The following is a 16,006-nucleotide window of genomic DNA, read 5'->3' on the forward strand; positions in this document are numbered from 1 at the left end:
GATTGCTCGTCTTGAGAATTAGATTAGCGTATAAAATTAAAGAAGCCTTCGGTGTTTGCCGGAGGCTTTTTTCGTATGAGTTTCTGCGATAGCCTTTGTTTTTTTATTCTTATTTCACGCTACGGAATCCTTGTTTCACTGTTCGCGAGTAGGATTAATTTTAGGGTGAATTCGCTATCATGGCTACTAAAACTAGCGTATTAAAACCGGATAATCTCCTCAATCTGTTCGTTGATAAATTGCAGCGTATCTTCTTTGAATAACTGCCCTTCATCATTCAGTTCGTTCTGAACATTGGGTAGAAAGATCTTGAGGGGAAGCACGTGCATTCTTAAGTAGTGGCATATGCCGGTCAGATGATCGATGCCACGGAGATTGCCATAGCGTCCCGAAGATAGTCCGACCAATGCAACTTTTTTGTGATAGAAGCTGATCGGAAAAGTGCAGCAATCGATAAAAAGCTTAAGTGCTCCGGGGATACTTCCATTGTATTCTGGTGCGATGAAGATAAACAGCTCAGCTTTACTGACCTTTTCTTGGATAGGTTCAAATGCGGGGCTTCTTTTGCCATAAAGATCTGTTTCTAAAATGTTTGCTGGTAGATCTTCTAAGGAAAAGATGTCACTTTCAATTGACTTACGGTCAAGTAATTGCTGGTAGCACTTTGCTATTTTTAACGTCTTACTATTGGGGCGGTTTGTTCCGGATATTATTAAAATCATTGTGTTGTTGATACTTATAAAAAGCGCAGTTTCAAAGTGGATACATATCTTGATTTTTTGTATCTTAGCATCCTGAGGATATGTGCTTTCGATCAATCAAAAGTACAAAATATGCTGAATTTGTTTTGCTAATTTGAATTGCAGATAAAAATTTTGGCAAATTGATCTTCAAAAAAGTGAAATGTGGAATAAAATGACATTTTAATTAAGAAAGGTTTTCATTCAAGATGGGAAAAGTAATTGCAATCGCAAATCAAAAGGGTGGGGTCGGAAAAACCACAACGTCAATTAATTTGGCGGCTAGTTTGGCGGTTTTAGAATATAAAACATTGTTGGTCGATGCGGATCCTCAAGCAAACTCTACTTCTGGGATTGGCTTTGACCCTCGTACAATCAGTGCTAGTGTATATGAGTGTTTGGTGAATGATCTGGATCCTCGTGAGGCTATCCAATCAACAGAAACGCCAAATTTGGATCTGTTGCCGGCTCATATCGATTTGGTTGGGGCGGAAATTGAGATGATCAATATGCACGAAAGGGAGTACAAGATGAAAAAAATCTTGGATCAGGTAAAACAGGATTATGATTTTATTATCATCGACTGTTCGCCTTCCTTAGGCTTAATTACAATCAATGCATTGTCTGCTTCGGACTCCGTTATCATTCCGGTACAGTGTGAATACTTCGCCTTGGAAGGGCTTGGTAAGTTATTGAACACAATTAAAATAGTTCAAAACCGTTTAAATACAAGTTTGGAGATCGAAGGGATTTTGTTGACGATGTATGATGTTCGTTTGAGGCTATCAAATCAGGTGGTCGAAGAAGTGAAAACACATTTTACAGATTTAGTTTTTGATACAATTATTCAGCGGAATACCCGTTTGAGCGAAGCTCCAAGCTTTGGAATTTCTGTAATCATGCATGATGCGTCCTGCAAAGGGGCAATCAATTATTTGAATTTGGCACGCGAGATTTTACAGAAAAACGGGCATCTTAATGAAATGAATAAAACAGTAACCGCATAATATGGCAGCACATCAGCGTAAAACAGGACTGGGAAGAGGTTTAGGTGCGCTATTAAACGATAGTGTAGAAGTTCCTGCTAAAAGTAATCAGCAAGTGGAAGAGGCTCCTCTAGTTACATCAACTGCTGTAAAAACAACAAAAGAGAATGGTAGTATCAGCCATGTTCGTGTAGAAGAAATAGCTGTCAACCCTTTTCAGCCGCGTACAGAATTTGATCCGGTTGCCTTACAGGAGTTATCGGAATCAATTATTTTACAAGGATTAATTCAGCCGATTACCGTACGTAAAATTTCGGATGGTAATTATCAGTTGATTTCGGGGGAACGACGTCTCCGCGCTTCACGCTTGGCCGGCATCACCGAAATCCCAGCGTATATCCGTACCGCCAACGACCAGCAGATGCTGGAAATGGCCCTGATTGAGAATATTCAGCGGGAGAATCTAAATGCGATTGAAGTAGCCTTGAGCTTTCAGCGCATGATTGAGGAATGTAATCTAAAACAGGAAGAATTGGGGGAGCGAGTCAGTAAAAACCGTTCTACTGTTACAAATTATCTCCGTTTATTAAAACTCCCACCCGTCATTCAGGCGGCAATACGTGATGGAGCATTGACTATGGGACATGCTCGTGCCTTGATTAATATTCCTGAGGTTGATAAACAGCTTTATATCTTTAAGTTGATTATTGATCAAGGTTTATCCGTTCGTAAGGCGGAGGAGTTGGTTCGTGAGTTACAAAAAGGCGGTAAGAAAAAAGCCGGGAAAGATAAAGCTCCGATGTCCTTTCAATTGCAGAAAATTGAAGATGATCTGGCATCGAAGTTTTCTTCTCGCGTCAAATTGAATCTGAAGAGCACAAAAGGAAAAGGAGCGATTGAGATCCCTTTTGAATCGGAAGATGATTTAAGTCGCATTCTTGAATTGTTAGATTGGTAATATGGCCAAGTTAATAAGCTTGATATTTGCGATGTTTGCACTGTCGGTGGTACATGGACAGACTGTGGATACAATTCCTAAGAAACAAATAGCACCCGTCAAAATAGATAGCATAAAGCAAAAATCGGTACAGGATACCGTAAAGAAAGAATCTCGGAAGGAACGTAAAAACCGGGAGAAGGAGGAGGCTAAGGCGAAAGAGAAGGTTGTATTCAAGGATTCGACACGCTTGGCTATTGAAGCAAAAAATAAACAGGCTTGGAAACGTTCTTTGGTCCTTCCAGGCTGGGGACAGTACACCAATGGTGGCGTTTGGTGGATAAAAGTGCCTGCAATCTATGGTGGCTTAATAACAACCGTACTAGTTTTTGATTTTAATAACCGTTATTATAAGGAACTACTGGGGGTATTACAAGACAAAGCTCTTGGTAAGCCAATTGATCCATATTACATCGGAATCTCAGAGCAATCTATCATCCGAGCAAAAGATAATGCGCGGCGAAATCGAGACCTCATGGTGCTGCTTACGTTAGGTGTTTATGGCCTGAATGTCGCAGAGGCTTATATTGACTCGATGCTTAAATATCGCTGGAGTATTGGCGACGATAAACCCAAAAAGACTGCTTTCTTAATTGGACCTACTTTAATGGATGCGAGTCTCGCGTCGGGAACTTATTCATTTAAACCTACTGTAGGACTTAAATTGACCATGAAGTTCAATTAACTCCCGTATTCCTAAGGTGATATTTCCATTGGAAATGATTGTTGATCAGGGTTTGTCCAATTTGTCTTTTAGTGAACTATTGCATATACACTGCTAGTTCAGATTGATGTTTGTGGTTTTTAAACATGGGTATTTCATTGGAATTTTTTAATTTTAAAAATAAACTATACTTTTTTTTCTAAATATATGAACATCATTCTCTTGGGGTATGGCAAAATGGGGCAGATTATCGAAAGATATGCGCTGAAAAGAGGCCATCAAATTTTTTTAGTTGTCGATGAACATAATCGTCCTAACCTGACTGCTGATGATATCAAAGGGGCTGATGTCGCAATAGACTTTAGTGTACCTTTCGCGGCACTGGATAATATGAATCTTTGCCTTGAGGCAGGTGTACCTATTGTCGTCGGAACAACCGGTTGGTATGATCAACTGGAAGAAGTTAAGGCGAAGTGTTTGGAGGCTGATGGTTCCATTTTGTATGGATCGAACTTTTCCATCGGAGTGAATGTATTCTTCCATATCAATAGAATGTTGGCGAAGGCCTTACAGCCGTACAAACAATATGATGTTCAGGTAGAGGAGATACATCACATTCACAAACTGGACGCACCAAGTGGTACAGCAATTACGATTGCTGAGGGGATATTGGATAATAGCGATGTGAAAACCAACTGGGTGAATACGGTTATTGGTGATCAGGATGAAATTATTCCAAAACCACAGGAGCTTTTAATTGAAAGTCATCGTATCGAAGAGGTTCCGGGAACACATACGGTACTTTATAGTTCTGAGGTCGACCAAATAGAGTTTAAGCATACCGCACATAGCCGTGATGGATTTGCCTTAGGAGCTGTAGTTGCTGCTGAATGGTTGAATGGCAAAAAAGGTTTCTATCAGGTTACTGAAATTTTTGATTTTAATAAATAGTATTAATAAGTAGATTATGGGCTTAATTATATTTGCGGTTTTAACAGCAATATCGGGATATGGACTGTGGCAATTGTTTGTTAAAGCTGGCAGAAATGGCTGGGAAGCAATCGTACCTTTTTATAGCCAGTATATTCAGGCGAAATTGACAGGAAGACCGACATGGTGGGTAGTTTTATTGCTCGTACCGATTGTCAATGTCTTTGTTTTCTATAATCTTTACCTTGACTTTATCCATTGTTTTGGAAAACGCCGTTTTTGGGAGAATGCTGCTGCAGTTTTAGTACCTTTTATTGTTCTGCCAATGTGGGCAAAGGACAATAACGTACGTTTTTTGAATGGCTTATATGCTAAGAACTTAAAGGCTGCAAGCCAAGAGGGTCTTGAATTGACTGAAGAGAAGCGTGCCGAAATTGCACTTGAATCTTATAAAGAATATAAAATTAAATATCCGTACAAGAAATCGATGGTACGCGAATGGGCAGATGCCATTGTATTTGCAACCGTGGCGGCATCGCTTATTCGTGGATTCCTGATCGAAGCTTATATGATTCCAACAGGATCTATGGAGCGTACCTTGTTGATCGGGGATTTCTTATTTGTAAGCAAGTTAAATTATGGCCCCCGTGTTCCTAACACGCCGATTGCGTTTCCTTTTGCGCATCATACGATGCCTATCACTGGCGGAAAAGCGTATTCTGAATTGATTGAGCTTCCTTATAAACGTTTGCCAGGATTTCAAAAAATTGAACGTAATGATGTCGTTGTTTTCAATTTTCCTGCAGGTGACACTGTCGCGCTTGAAAACCAAAATGCAAGTTATTATGATCTTGTTCGCGCATATGGCTGGCAGACTGTCAATTCTCAGTTTACAATTCAGGCAAGACCTATCGATAAGAGGGAGAACTATATTAAACGCTGTGTTGGATTGCCTGGCGATAAGATTTTCATGAAAGATGCTAAACTCTTTGTGAACGATCAACCGGGATTTGATCCTCCAGAAAGCCAATTAGACTATCTCGTATTAACGGATGGTACCCCATTAAATATGGATAGGTTACGGGAGTTGAGAATAGAAGCGGTCGGTGGCGATCAGCAGCCTGGTGTTTATCAGTTGTTTATGACAAAAGATGAACTAGCCATTGTAAAATCTTGGTCGAATGTCAAAGAAATCAGAAGGAATCCTGTTGGAGAAGGAGCTTATCCGTATGATCCACAATACAAATGGAATTTTGACAATTTTGGACCGATTTTAATCCCGAAGAAAGGATGGACAGTGGCATTAAATGCACAGACTCTGCCCATTTATGAAAGAGCTATCCGTGTTTACGAGAATAACAAGTTAGAAAAACGTTCGGATGGGATCTATATCAATGATGTGAAAGCAGACCATTATACGTTTAAAATGGATTACTTTTGGATGATGGGTGATAATCGCCATAATTCCCTGGATTCAAGGGGCTGGGGGTTTGTTCCCGAAGATCATGTTGTCGGAAAGGCTTTATTTACTTGGATGAGCTGGGATGACATTGGTACAGGACTTTCGAAAATTCGCTGGAACCGTATCTTTAAAGGAATTCATTAATAATTGCAAGTTCAGCAATAGTTCTGCTATTTTGAGGGTAATACAAAGGGCTTTCGTTTAAGAAAGCCCTTTTCTATTGATGCATTTTTGTGCAATTCGGTAGATCTCAAGAAGCTCATTTATAAAGTTAGCGCTCTTCGCCGAATATGCTATTACTTCAAACAAGCCAGATAACGTTTGATTGTTTCTTCTAATCCTAGGTATAGTGCATCAGAGATGAGGGCATGGCCAATACTTACTTCCAGGAGTTCAGGGATATGTTGGTTGAAATATTGCAAATTGTTGAGATCTAAGTCATGGCCCGCATTTAGACCTAAACCGACTTCACGTGCTTTTAATGCAGCTTTGAAATACGGTTTTATAGCGAGTTCCTTGTCAAAGCCATATTCCGTGGCAAAACCTTCTGTGTAAAGTTCAATGCGATCTGTTCCTGTTTCTGCCGCAGCCTCTACCATTTCTTCAACCGGATCAACAAAAATAGAAACGCGTATACCTGCATCTTTGAACAATTTGCACATATCTTGTAGGTAGGCTTTGTTCTTAATGGTATCCCAGCCATGATTCGAGGTCAATTGTCCTTCGGTATCTGGCACTAAGGTTACTTGTGCTGGTTTATTGGCCAATACAAGGTCAATAAATTTCTGTTCCTGGCAATTTCCTTCAATATTGAGTTCGGTCTGGATTTCTGCTTTTAAGTCAAAGACATCCTGATAGCGAATATGTCTTTCATCAGGTCTTGGGTGGACAGTGATACCCTGTGCTCCAAAACGTTCACAGGCTAATGCTGCAGATACTAGATTAGGATTATTGCCACCTCTGGAATTTCTGAGCGTTGCGATTTTATTGATATTTACTGAAAGTCTAGTCATTTTCCTGTATGTTATGTTGTAAAAATACAAATAATATCTATTTTTTTTTAACTTGCATATATGGATGGAATCGACTATAGCCTGTTTAGCGGCTTTCGCCTATTGGACGTTATTGATATCATATTGGTAGCGATTATTATCTACTATATCTATAGTCTGATTAGAGGGACCATTGCTGTTAATATCCTGATTGGTGTAGCACTGTTTTATGGTGTTTATATAGTCGTTAAGCAGATGCATATGCGCTTGCTGACCGAGATATTCGGCGGTTTTATATCTGTGGGATCCATTGCATTGATTGTCGTGTTCCAACAGGAAATCAGGCGGTTCTTACTACACGTTGGGAAGAACATATCCATGAAACGGAAAAAAGTTTTTTGGTCATTTATCGGGAATAAGAAAGCTATACAAAAGGATTTGACGGAAGACTTAAAACCGGTTATTGAAGCCTGTAGAAGCATGTCGCGTACACGGACGGGTGCTTTATTGGTTTTTTCAAAATATTTTGATGAGGAGTATTATCAGAGCAGTGGTGAGTATATCGATGCCCATATTTCGAAGCGCCTGATTGAAAGTATCTTTCATAAAAATAGTCCTTTGCATGATGGTGCAGTCGTTATTGTTGATTTTAAGATTATGACAGCATCTTGTGTGCTACCATTGTCGGATAGTGAGGATTTGCCGCTGCAATTTGGACTACGCCATCGCGCTGCTATTGGGGTGACGGAAATCTCGGATGCGATTGCTGTTATTGTCTCTGAAGAGACCGGTGAGATCTCTTTTGCGAAAGACGGAAATGTCAATATGAACGTTTCACCAGAAGAACTTGAGCAATTGCTAAAAGACGAGCTATAAAACTAAAAGCTGAGTTATAAAAAAGGCTTTAAATGCAATGCCCCCAAAAAGTGAGATACTTTCTGGGGGCATTTTTTAGCTATAAATACCTATTTCTTTGCAGCATTGATAACTTGTGTGTTCAATTTGATGTATTCACTATTTTTATCTGCTGTGGCGACTTCAATACCTTTTGTTGCAGTTTCTATTGCTCCTTTTTTATCTCCAGCTTTTAATTGAGCTTTTGCTTTCCAATAAAGAACGTGAGCAGCTTTGGGTTGAGCTTTGGCTGCTTCGTCATACCAGTTTAGCGCTTTATTTAGATCTAAGTTATTACTGAAGTAATATTGGGCTGCGGCAAAATAAGGTTTTTTCTCGTCCTTCATAGCCTCGTCGATAGAAGCTAATATTTTAGCCTGTTGATTGACTTTGAGATCAACCTTTACTGACGTTTTTTCCCAAGCCAAACTCAATACAGCACCTGTAGGTGTAACATTGTCGAAAGAAATGCTGAAAGTTTCTACTGGATTTGCCAGGGTATGAGGTTTCACATTGAAGCGCAAAGCATCTTCACTTTGTTTATAGGTATAGGCGCCCCATTGTTTTGTGTTTTTACTGATGATGATTGTCCATTCCGATTTGTTGGGGATCGTGAAAAGAGCATAGGTTCCGGCGGAAAGCTTGTGTCCATTCAGCTCAACATCACCTTCAAAAGTTAATGTGGTATTTGTATTTGCTCCTGTGCGCCATACCTCGTTGTAAGGAACAAGATCACCAAAAATCTTACGACCGTTCATGCTAGGTCTGCTGTAATTAAGGGTTACGTTTTCAATACCTAAACCTTGTGTAACTGTCTGTGAGCTACTTGCTGCAGGTAGCTTTAGCTGAGCAAAAGATTCGTTGACCGTAAACATCATTGTTGCGGCAATGGCAATTGCAAAAAGATTCTTTTTCATCTGTATCATTGTTTGTTTGTTGTGTGCTTAATCCTGTGGTTCAATATGCTCTTGATATGCATTTGATCATAACTTCTATTTCTCCTGTTGAAAAACAGAAAATCTGATTATAGCATGGCTGTAATATTTAATGGCTCTTACAGCATCTATCTCCTAAAAATAGGAAGAATTTTAAGAAAAAAGGGCATCTATTTTTTAGATGCCCTTTTTTCCTAAAATATAAGATGGATTTACATTAATTCGTTTTGCCAACTTTATGGCCTACTATAGAGAAAAACATAATGTATAGATAGCCCGGAATCATTGCATATAAGAATGCATGTTGAAAATCGATATGCAAATGATCTTTTAACAGCCCGTAGATCAAAGGCCATATAGCACCACCTGCAATACCCATAATCATGATTGCTGATCCTGTTTTTGTGAATTTTCCCAGACCTTTAATTCCTAGTGGGAAGATCGCTGGCCACATGAGGGAGTTAGCGATTCCTAACAAGGCAACAAATATAAATGATGTTGTGCCAGTTGTGAAAACAGAAATAATGGTGAATGTGATGCCAATGATTGTGCAAATGCGTAGGGCCATTTGTTGTGATACAAATCTTGGAATAGAGATAATACCGATAATATAACCTATCAACATGCAAGATAGTGTAAATGCTGTTGCATAAGTCGTAAAGAAGGGATCAACTTTCAGTTCGCGTGCATAGACGCCAATGATATCTCCCGCCATAACTTCGACAGCTACACAGAAGAAAATTGCCAAAGCTCCCAAGAACAGATGTGGATATTGAAATATCGATGTTTTCTTTGCCGCAACAGTTCCGCTTTCTACGCTGGTTTCTTCTTCTGCATCCATATCGACCTCAGGCAGGTGTGTGAACTTTAAGAATATTGCGAAGGCAACGAATATAATTGCTAGCGAGATGTATGGAGTGTGTACGCGTTGAAGAAGATCATCTAAGATCGCATTCTTTTGGACAAGATCCGTTGTTGCTTCTAATTTTGCTGTTACCTTTTGAGCATCTTTTAAAAAGAGTGTTCCAAAAAGGATCGGTACAATGATACCAGCCGATTTATTGAAAAATCCAGCTATTGAAATACGTTGTGCAGCGCTATCAATGGGACCAATAATACTTAAGTAAGGGTTAACGGCTGTTTGTAATAATGCCATTCCTGAACCTTGGATGAAGATTCCCGTTAAAAATAGGCCGTAGCTTCTATTATCTGCCGCAGGAATGAAGATCAAAGATCCTAAACCTAATATAATAAGACTGACAACTAAACCATTTTGGAAACCAATTTTTTTAATGATGACTGAGCTTGGAAGTGCTAGGAAAAAATAAGCAATATAGGAAGCAAAGGTTACGAAGAAAGCTTGCAAATCTGTTTCGAGGTTACAAGCAATTTTTAAGAATGGAATTAAGGTTCCGTTTGCCCAGGTAATAAAACCGAGGATAAAAAATAAACCACAGCAGATGGCCATAGGGCGAAAAGCTGTTTTACCAACGTTAGGATTAGTGGTCATGTTTTGTTTTATTATATTTAGTTAAGTTATCGTTCGAGGATTGGTAAATCAGTAGGAATAAGGAATGAACAAACGATTGCGCTTCATAATTACTGATTTTTAAAGTATCCATCCTACAAGACTACTTAAATTTCTTGAATATTGGAAATAAATAAAGGCATATTTTTGGGGGATTTTGATAATTAATTGACAAAAAAAAGAAGGATAAATTGTGAAATTTATCCTTCTTTGCTTATAAATATTGTCGAATTGTAATTGGAACGTTTTGGTAAATCGAGTTAGCAAGAGTCGTATAGTTATCGTTATTTTGGAACGATAGCTACTGTAAGCCTTGAGATACAATTTAATTTGTTGAAGCGATCGTACATTTTTATTTCCCAAATATGTGTGGATCGACCAATGTGTATTGGGCTACATTTTGCTGTTATTACGCCGCTACTTACCGGGCGTATATGATTGGCATTTACTTCAAGTCCAACTCCGCGGTATTTTTCTGGATCAACCACGAGATTAGATGCTATACTTCCCAAAGACTCCGCCAGAACGACAGAAGCGCCGCCATGTAAAATACCATGTGGTTGTTTGACTTTATCTGTCACCGGCATGGTCGCCGTGATGGAGTTGTCATCAATTTCTGTCGCTTGAATCTCGAGCAGACCCGATAGGTATTTGTTGAAAAATACGTTTATTTCCTCAATGCTGTAATGCTGAAACCAAATTTTTGACATCGTCGGAGTTTAAATAACGTTCTTGGATAATGATGCGATGATGATTGAGGTGGCCAGCAATGACATACAAGAGTGCTTTTACACTTGTTAGCCGTTCAGATGCCATCCCTTTACGTTCCAATTCAACCTCATTAAAACTATTGAAAAGCATCATGTTCGCTTTGCGAAGAAAAGTAAATTCTTTACTCAGGCTTTCTAAAGTGCGATCGTTGTAACGGGAATGCTGAATGAAGTAGTCTTGGTCGTATCCAGCGAGCTCTTTAAGGTCATTACGTGAAAAACGCAATGCCCGATAAGCCATGATACGCTCATTATCGATAACGTGGCCAACAACTTCCTTGATTGTCCACTTATCTTCGGCGTATTTAAAATTACCTCTTTCCTCTGGTATCGTGTCCAGAAATGCTGGAAAGGAGAGCGTTTGTTCTTCTAGTGCATCGAACACATTATCGACGACAGTCTCAATATAAGGCGCGTAGACCGCTGGATATTCGTCAGATTTGAGTGGCTTCATATTTTAAGTTGCTTTTTAAGATTATTCGAAATGTTGTTCCTTTACCTACTTCAGATTCTTTTACAAAAATTTGCCCCTGGTGATACCGCACCATTCTTTTTGTCAGACTAAGGCCAAGCCCCCAACCTCTTTTCCGTGTTGTGAAACCCGGCTGGAAAACAGATTCAAAATTAGATCTCGGAATTCCTTTGCCCGTATCACTAATGTCTATAAAAATTTCTTCTTTCGCAATATTTTCTGAAATATTAACAGTTATCTTTCCTTCTGTGCCAATGGCATTTACTCCGTTTTTCAATAAATTTTCGATAATCCAATCAAAGAGTGGAATATTAAGCTGTGCTTCAAGATGTGTGTCACCTTTTAATTCGAAAGCAATTTTATTACTGGTTCGTATGCGAAAATAATCCATGTAATTTTTGATGACATCATACAGGTTATGGTTAGTCAGCACGGGAGTAGATCCTATTTTTGAAAAGCGGTCGGCGACGATTTCAAGTCGTTTAATGTCATTTTCCATTTCATTTAGGGTGTCATCTTCTTCGGCATCAAATTTTATGCGAATCAATTCTAACCAACCCATCAACGATGAAATAGGGGTACCCAATTGATGTGCGGCTTCTTTTGTTAGCCCTACCCAAACGAGATTTTGTTCAGATTTCCGGATAGAATTGAAAACGGTATAAGCAATAATGAGAAAGAGGGCAATCAGTGATAGTTGTACATAAGGAAACACCCTTAACTGTTGCAAAAACCATGAATCTTTATAATACACATGCCATTTTTGTCCATTTTCCAATTCCAACGTAATAGGCGGATGGCTTTTCTTCATAAACGCAAGCTGTTTTTGAAAATAAACGGGATCATAATCGAGATGTTTTGTAACACTGTCGTTGTGTCCGGGTTTAATATTTGTCTTTGTGGAATCGAGGTTACGCCAGAAAATGATGTCTTCTTTGTCGTCAGTAATAATTGCAGGTAAATTTAGACTGTCTCTTACGGCGTAAATAAATGTAATGAATTCATCATCAACGTCGGGCATGGTCATGATATTTTTGGTACTCATAGCCCATACCTCAGCCTTCGAACGTTCGGCATGCGCAAGATTTCGAACGAGGTAATTGGTATAAACCAGGGAAGCGACAGCAATGACTGCTGCAAAGATAAGCAAGATAAATTTCCAGCGTTGCTGGCTAATCTGATAGGGTTTCATGATTCCGTATTCGTGTCCTTCATTTGCAAATTACTGAATAAATGTCTGTTTTCTGCACTTTTATTTCATTGAAGAAGTTATCGTGCCGCCCAAATCAAAAATTTTGTGGTAATTTTGCGACATGAGTTCAGAAAGAAAAGTAAGAGTGCGTTTTGCACCAAGCCCGACAGGTGGTCTTCACCTTGGTGGGGTACGTACAGCTTTGTTTAATTTTCTCTATGCGCGTCAGCATCAGGGAGATTTTATTTTACGTGTCGAGGATACGGACCAAACTCGATTTGTCCCAGGTGCTGAGGAATATATCAACGAATGCTTAGCATGGTGTGGTTTGACTCCAGATGAAAGCCCATTAAAAGGAGGCGAGTACGGACCTTACCGTCAAAGTGAGCGAAAACCATCTTACCGGAAATATGCTGAACAGCTGATTGAGAATGGTTATGCTTACTATGCTTTTGACACAGCAGAGGAGCTGGATGAGCAGCGTAAGTTGCAGCCTAATTTTCGATATAGCCACGAGAACAGACTTCAATTACGTAATTCATTGAGTTTGTCTGAGGCTGAAACTCACCAATTATTGGATGCGGGCACTCCGCACACCATCCGTATAAAGATTCCAACAGATGAAACGGTATCATTCACTGATATGATCCGTGGAAAGGTTGCTTTTGATACAAATCTTGTCGATGATAAGGTATTGCTTAAGGCAGATGGCATGCCGACTTATCACCTCGCTGTTGTTGTAGATGATAAGGCCATGGAAATATCGCATGTATTCCGTGGTGAAGAGTGGTTGCCTTCGGCACCTATCCACATCTTATTGTGGGAATACCTCGGTTGGGGGGATAGCATGCCAGGCTGGGCGCACCTTCCATTGATCCTTAAGCCAGATGGAAACGGTAAACTAAGCAAGCGTGACGGTGATCGTTTGGGATTCCCTGTTTATGCTATGAACTGGACCGATGCTAAATCTGGCGATACAACAAAAGGATTCCGTGAGATGGGCTTCTTACCCGAGGCTTTTGTCAATATGCTCGGCGTGTTAGGTTGGAATGATGGTACTGAACAGGAACTTTTCTCCTTAGATGAATTGATTCAGAAATTTGGTGTTGACCGTATCAGTAAAGCCGGTGCGAAATTTGATTTTGAAAAAGCAAAATGGTTCAACCATGAATGGATTAAACGCACGTCGACAGAATCCTTGTTGCCAAAGATCAAAACAGTATTGGAACATCATCAAGTAGATGCCGATGAAGCTTACGTGAGCAGGGTATTGGATGCTGTGAAAGAGCGTTTAACTTTTGTTGAGGACTTTTGGAGTCAGGCGTCTTTCTTCTTTTTGCAACCTGCGGAATATGATTTGAATGCTGTGAAGCCTAAGTGGTCTGCTGAAAAAACAGCATTTTTTGAGGGTATAAACCAGTCATTCGAAGGATTTGATACGTGGAAAGCTGCTGAATTGGAGCCTTTCTTCAAAGATGCGATTCAGGTGTCGGGAATGAAAATGGGCGAGCTGATGATGCCATTCCGGATTATGTTGGTAGGCGGTAAATTTGGACCAGATGTGTTTCAGATTGTTGAATTGCTCGGCAAAAACGAGGTCATAGCACGTGTGAAAAAAGCACTTAAAGAATTTGATGCTTAAATAGATTAAGTACGAGATACCAAAGAGGGGTTGTCTGCATTGATTTGCAAACAGCCCTTTTTTTGAAAGAACTTGTTTAATTGATTCGTGTTGTTTTTATTAAGGCATCAATGAGCTCGTGATACTTGGTTTATTAGGCAGAAAGAATCTTCGGTTCGCTTTCATTGCTGTTGCTGCTTGCGAAAGCAATGAAAGTTGTATATAGGAGATTTAGCTGCCTCATTTACAAGTATGGAATTCTTAGGCGCATGAAAAGTGTTTTGGCTGGGCCGAATAAAAATATTAGCCCTGTTACCAGCATTCCCAGGATTCCCAGATAAGTAAATATCTCCATGTTACTGATTAGTGATGCTTGCTGACTTAGGGTTCCCGAAATACTTTTGCTTGCAATACGACCTGCTATTTGATCTCCATATATTCCGGTATATTTGTCCATTAATGTATTCCAATAGCTTATTGTCAGTGGGTTGCTTGTATTCAGTGTCTGTTCGAGTTGAATATAATGCTTTTGATTTAGTGTATAGCTGGCATTTTGAATAAGTGCAAATCCGACATTCGTACTCCAAAACCGAACGGTTGTGCCCATGAGGCCTGCATTGCCAGCATGATGGGATTCTACACCCGTCAAAATATAAATAACCAGTGGTGTAAAAAGCCATCCTTGTCCGATTCCTTGAATAAACAAAGGAAGCCCGATTGCCCAGATGGTGGTATCAGGGTAAAATGTAGGTACAAATAAAAAACATGAAGTCGCCAATATCAAAAAGCCAAAACCAAAGATATATTTAGGGGATACATCGCGCAGGAGTAAGAAGCCTGAACTGCCAACACCCAGTATTGTACCAAGGACATTGATGTACTGTACATCAACAATATAATGCCAGGGCCACTTCCATACGGTAGCCATCACTGTGTATACATTATTGAGACAGCTGCGAATAATATAAAAGAGAAAAAACAGTATAACACCAAAGATCACATTTTTGTATCTGAGGATCTCAAAATGAAAAAGTGGTCTTTTGACCATCCGCTGTTTAATGATGAAAAGTGCTCCGAAAATAAGGAAAAGTGCGAAGTTGATGGTGATCTTGGAGCATTCAAACCAATAGTATTTGCGACCATAAATTAAAACGTAGGCCCCGCAGCTCAATGATATCAATAAAAATAGACAGCTGGCCAGATCCAGTTGATAGAGTGGGAACTTTTTACCCAAGCGATTATTGTTGAGTAACAGCAAGGCTATTGCAATCACTATCAAATGCCAATAGAGCACGACATGGATCATATCTTGCCATCCATAGTCCATTATGCTTTCTTTGAGCAAGGATGTCGTCAAAGTTGATCCTGTAAGCATAAAGGTATATAAGAAAAAATAGGCGATCGTTCGACTTTTGGTATGCTTAATCTGCATCATAAGCAGTGGAAGAAAGCATGCACCTTCCAGTATACAGAAAATACCTTCGATCACGCGGAGAATGCCAATAAGGAAAGGGTCTCTTGTAAGTGAAATACCGAGTAGAATCAGGATGGAGAGGCTACAGGTCAAGAGTATGTATGTCCTTACCCTAAAAAACGAAAACAGCCGTTGAAATATAAGTAAGGTAACGACAATGGCACCATACATCAAGGATAGAAAATACTGAATATCCTCCGCTTCAATATCCAGAGCCGAAGCTGTAAATGCTGTATTGGAATGGAAGAGCGACATTAGCATGAGGTGTGGGAACATCGCTACTATCATAAGCGGGAGTTTTATCCATTCGGGCACCCAGCTGTAGTATAAAGTTTTGTTTGTACTCATG

Annotated in this window: 15 protein-coding genes; 7 read left to right on the top strand and 8 right to left on the bottom strand. The window is 39.6% G+C overall.

What is annotated here, in order from left to right:
- Positions 1-200: 200 nt before the first annotated feature.
- Positions 201-722, bottom strand: coding sequence for an NADPH-dependent FMN reductase (locus tag ACHWSC_RS04060; RefSeq protein WP_394675864.1), 522 nt, complete (start codon positions 720-722; stop codon positions 201-203).
- A 227-nt stretch (positions 723-949) separates the two neighbouring features.
- Here ACHWSC_RS04060 and ACHWSC_RS04065 point away from each other — a divergent pair, with 227 nt between their 5' ends.
- The 5 genes from ACHWSC_RS04065 (at position 950) to lepB (ending at position 5,923) form a co-directional block, all read left to right on the top strand.
- The gene (locus ACHWSC_RS04065) at positions 950-1,747 is read left to right on the top strand and encodes a ParA family protein (RefSeq protein WP_070561294.1); all 798 of its coding nucleotides are present in this window, start codon (positions 950-952) and stop codon (positions 1,745-1,747) included.
- A 1-nt stretch (position 1,748) separates the two neighbouring features.
- Positions 1,749-2,684: a ParB/RepB/Spo0J family partition protein gene (locus tag ACHWSC_RS04070; RefSeq protein WP_394675865.1), complete on the top strand. Its 936-nt coding sequence runs from the start codon at positions 1,749-1,751 to the stop codon at positions 2,682-2,684.
- 1 nt (position 2,685) lies between these two features.
- Positions 2,686-3,408: a DUF5683 domain-containing protein gene (locus tag ACHWSC_RS04075; protein WP_394675866.1), complete on the top strand. Its 723-nt coding sequence runs from the start codon at positions 2,686-2,688 to the stop codon at positions 3,406-3,408.
- A gap of 186 nt (positions 3,409-3,594) precedes the next feature.
- A complete protein-coding gene (gene dapB, locus ACHWSC_RS04080; protein ID WP_075994478.1) occupies positions 3,595-4,338 on the top strand; it encodes a 4-hydroxy-tetrahydrodipicolinate reductase in 744 nt (247 codons plus the stop codon).
- Between the two features lie 16 nt (positions 4,339-4,354).
- A complete protein-coding gene (gene lepB / locus ACHWSC_RS04085) occupies positions 4,355-5,923 on the top strand; it encodes a signal peptidase I (protein ID WP_120335099.1) in 1,569 nt (522 codons plus the stop codon).
- Between the two features lie 152 nt (positions 5,924-6,075).
- Here the strand turns inward: lepB and ACHWSC_RS04090 are convergent, their stop codons facing one another.
- Positions 6,076-6,792 carry a pyridoxine 5'-phosphate synthase gene (locus ACHWSC_RS04090; protein ID WP_046672649.1) on the bottom strand — a complete coding sequence of 239 codons (717 nt, stop codon included), beginning with the start codon at positions 6,790-6,792 and terminating at the stop codon, positions 6,076-6,078.
- A gap of 60 nt (positions 6,793-6,852) precedes the next feature.
- Between ACHWSC_RS04090 and cdaA the strand changes: the two genes are divergently transcribed.
- Entirely contained in the window at positions 6,853-7,647 is a 795-nt protein-coding gene (cdaA, locus tag ACHWSC_RS04095; protein WP_046672648.1) for a diadenylate cyclase CdaA, read from the top strand.
- 89 nt (positions 7,648-7,736) lie between these two features.
- Here the strand turns inward: cdaA and ACHWSC_RS04100 are convergent, their stop codons facing one another.
- The 5 genes from ACHWSC_RS04100 to ACHWSC_RS04120 all read right to left on the bottom strand — a co-directional run bounded on the left by ACHWSC_RS04100 (position 7,737) and on the right by ACHWSC_RS04120 (position 12,562).
- On the bottom strand, positions 7,737-8,582 hold the full coding sequence (locus tag ACHWSC_RS04100; RefSeq protein ID WP_394675867.1) for a DUF2911 domain-containing protein: 846 nt from the start codon (positions 8,580-8,582) through the stop codon (positions 7,737-7,739).
- A 235-nt stretch (positions 8,583-8,817) separates the two neighbouring features.
- Positions 8,818-10,110: a glucose/galactose MFS transporter gene (gluP, locus tag ACHWSC_RS04105; RefSeq protein ID WP_394675868.1), complete on the bottom strand. Its 1,293-nt coding sequence runs from the start codon at positions 10,108-10,110 to the stop codon at positions 8,818-8,820.
- A 302-nt stretch (positions 10,111-10,412) separates the two neighbouring features.
- Positions 10,413-10,838, bottom strand: coding sequence for a hotdog fold thioesterase (locus ACHWSC_RS04110; protein ID WP_046673622.1), 426 nt, complete (start codon positions 10,836-10,838; stop codon positions 10,413-10,415).
- Entirely contained in the window at positions 10,804-11,352 is a 549-nt protein-coding gene (locus ACHWSC_RS04115; protein ID WP_394675869.1) for a DinB family protein, read from the bottom strand. The genes ACHWSC_RS04110 and ACHWSC_RS04115 overlap by 35 nt, the downstream gene beginning before the upstream one ends.
- Complete coding sequence (locus tag ACHWSC_RS04120) at positions 11,333-12,562, bottom strand: HAMP domain-containing sensor histidine kinase (RefSeq protein WP_075994471.1); 1,230 nt, start codon at positions 12,560-12,562, stop codon at positions 11,333-11,335. The genes ACHWSC_RS04115 and ACHWSC_RS04120 overlap by 20 nt, the downstream gene beginning before the upstream one ends.
- A 121-nt stretch (positions 12,563-12,683) precedes the next feature.
- On the opposite strand from ACHWSC_RS04120, the gene gltX reads away from it, so the two are divergent.
- Positions 12,684-14,204, top strand: a complete 1,521-nt coding sequence (gltX, locus tag ACHWSC_RS04125) for a glutamate--tRNA ligase (protein ID WP_120335096.1) — start codon at positions 12,684-12,686, stop codon at positions 14,202-14,204.
- A gap of 223 nt (positions 14,205-14,427) precedes the next feature.
- Here gltX and ACHWSC_RS04130 read toward each other — a convergent pair whose 3' ends face one another.
- A complete protein-coding gene (locus tag ACHWSC_RS04130; protein ID WP_394675870.1) occupies positions 14,428-16,005 on the bottom strand; it encodes an MFS transporter in 1,578 nt (525 codons plus the stop codon).
- Between the last annotated feature and the right edge of the window lies 1 nt (position 16,006).

It is taken from the genome of uncultured Sphingobacterium sp. (genome assembly GCF_964277905.1).
GTDB lineage: Bacteria > Bacteroidota > Bacteroidia > Sphingobacteriales > Sphingobacteriaceae > Sphingobacterium > Sphingobacterium siyangense.

Coding starts and splice junctions, on each gene's coding strand:
- ACHWSC_RS04060 (WP_394675864.1), bottom strand. CDS start 722: ATGATTTTAATAATATCCGGAACAAACCGCCCCAATAGTAAGACGTTA.
- ACHWSC_RS04065 (WP_070561294.1), top strand. CDS start 950: ATGGGAAAAGTAATTGCAATCGCAAATCAAAAGGGTGGGGTCGGAAAA.
- ACHWSC_RS04070 (WP_394675865.1), top strand. CDS start 1,749: ATGGCAGCACATCAGCGTAAAACAGGACTGGGAAGAGGTTTAGGTGCG.
- ACHWSC_RS04075 (WP_394675866.1), top strand. CDS start 2,686: ATGGCCAAGTTAATAAGCTTGATATTTGCGATGTTTGCACTGTCGGTG.
- dapB (WP_075994478.1), top strand. CDS start 3,595: ATGAACATCATTCTCTTGGGGTATGGCAAAATGGGGCAGATTATCGAA.
- lepB (WP_120335099.1), top strand. CDS start 4,355: ATGGGCTTAATTATATTTGCGGTTTTAACAGCAATATCGGGATATGGA.
- ACHWSC_RS04090 (WP_046672649.1), bottom strand. CDS start 6,792: ATGACTAGACTTTCAGTAAATATCAATAAAATCGCAACGCTCAGAAAT.
- cdaA (WP_046672648.1), top strand. CDS start 6,853: ATGGATGGAATCGACTATAGCCTGTTTAGCGGCTTTCGCCTATTGGAC.
- ACHWSC_RS04100 (WP_394675867.1), bottom strand. CDS start 8,582: ATGAAAAAGAATCTTTTTGCAATTGCCATTGCCGCAACAATGATGTTT.
- gluP (WP_394675868.1), bottom strand. CDS start 10,110: ATGACCACTAATCCTAACGTTGGTAAAACAGCTTTTCGCCCTATGGCC.
- ACHWSC_RS04110 (WP_046673622.1), bottom strand. CDS start 10,838: ATGTCAAAAATTTGGTTTCAGCATTACAGCATTGAGGAAATAAACGTA.
- ACHWSC_RS04115 (WP_394675869.1), bottom strand. CDS start 11,352: ATGAAGCCACTCAAATCTGACGAATATCCAGCGGTCTACGCGCCTTAT.
- ACHWSC_RS04120 (WP_075994471.1), bottom strand. CDS start 12,562: ATGAAACCCTATCAGATTAGCCAGCAACGCTGGAAATTTATCTTGCTT.
- gltX (WP_120335096.1), top strand. CDS start 12,684: ATGAGTTCAGAAAGAAAAGTAAGAGTGCGTTTTGCACCAAGCCCGACA.
- ACHWSC_RS04130 (WP_394675870.1), bottom strand. CDS start 16,005: ATGAGTACAAACAAAACTTTATACTACAGCTGGGTGCCCGAATGGATA.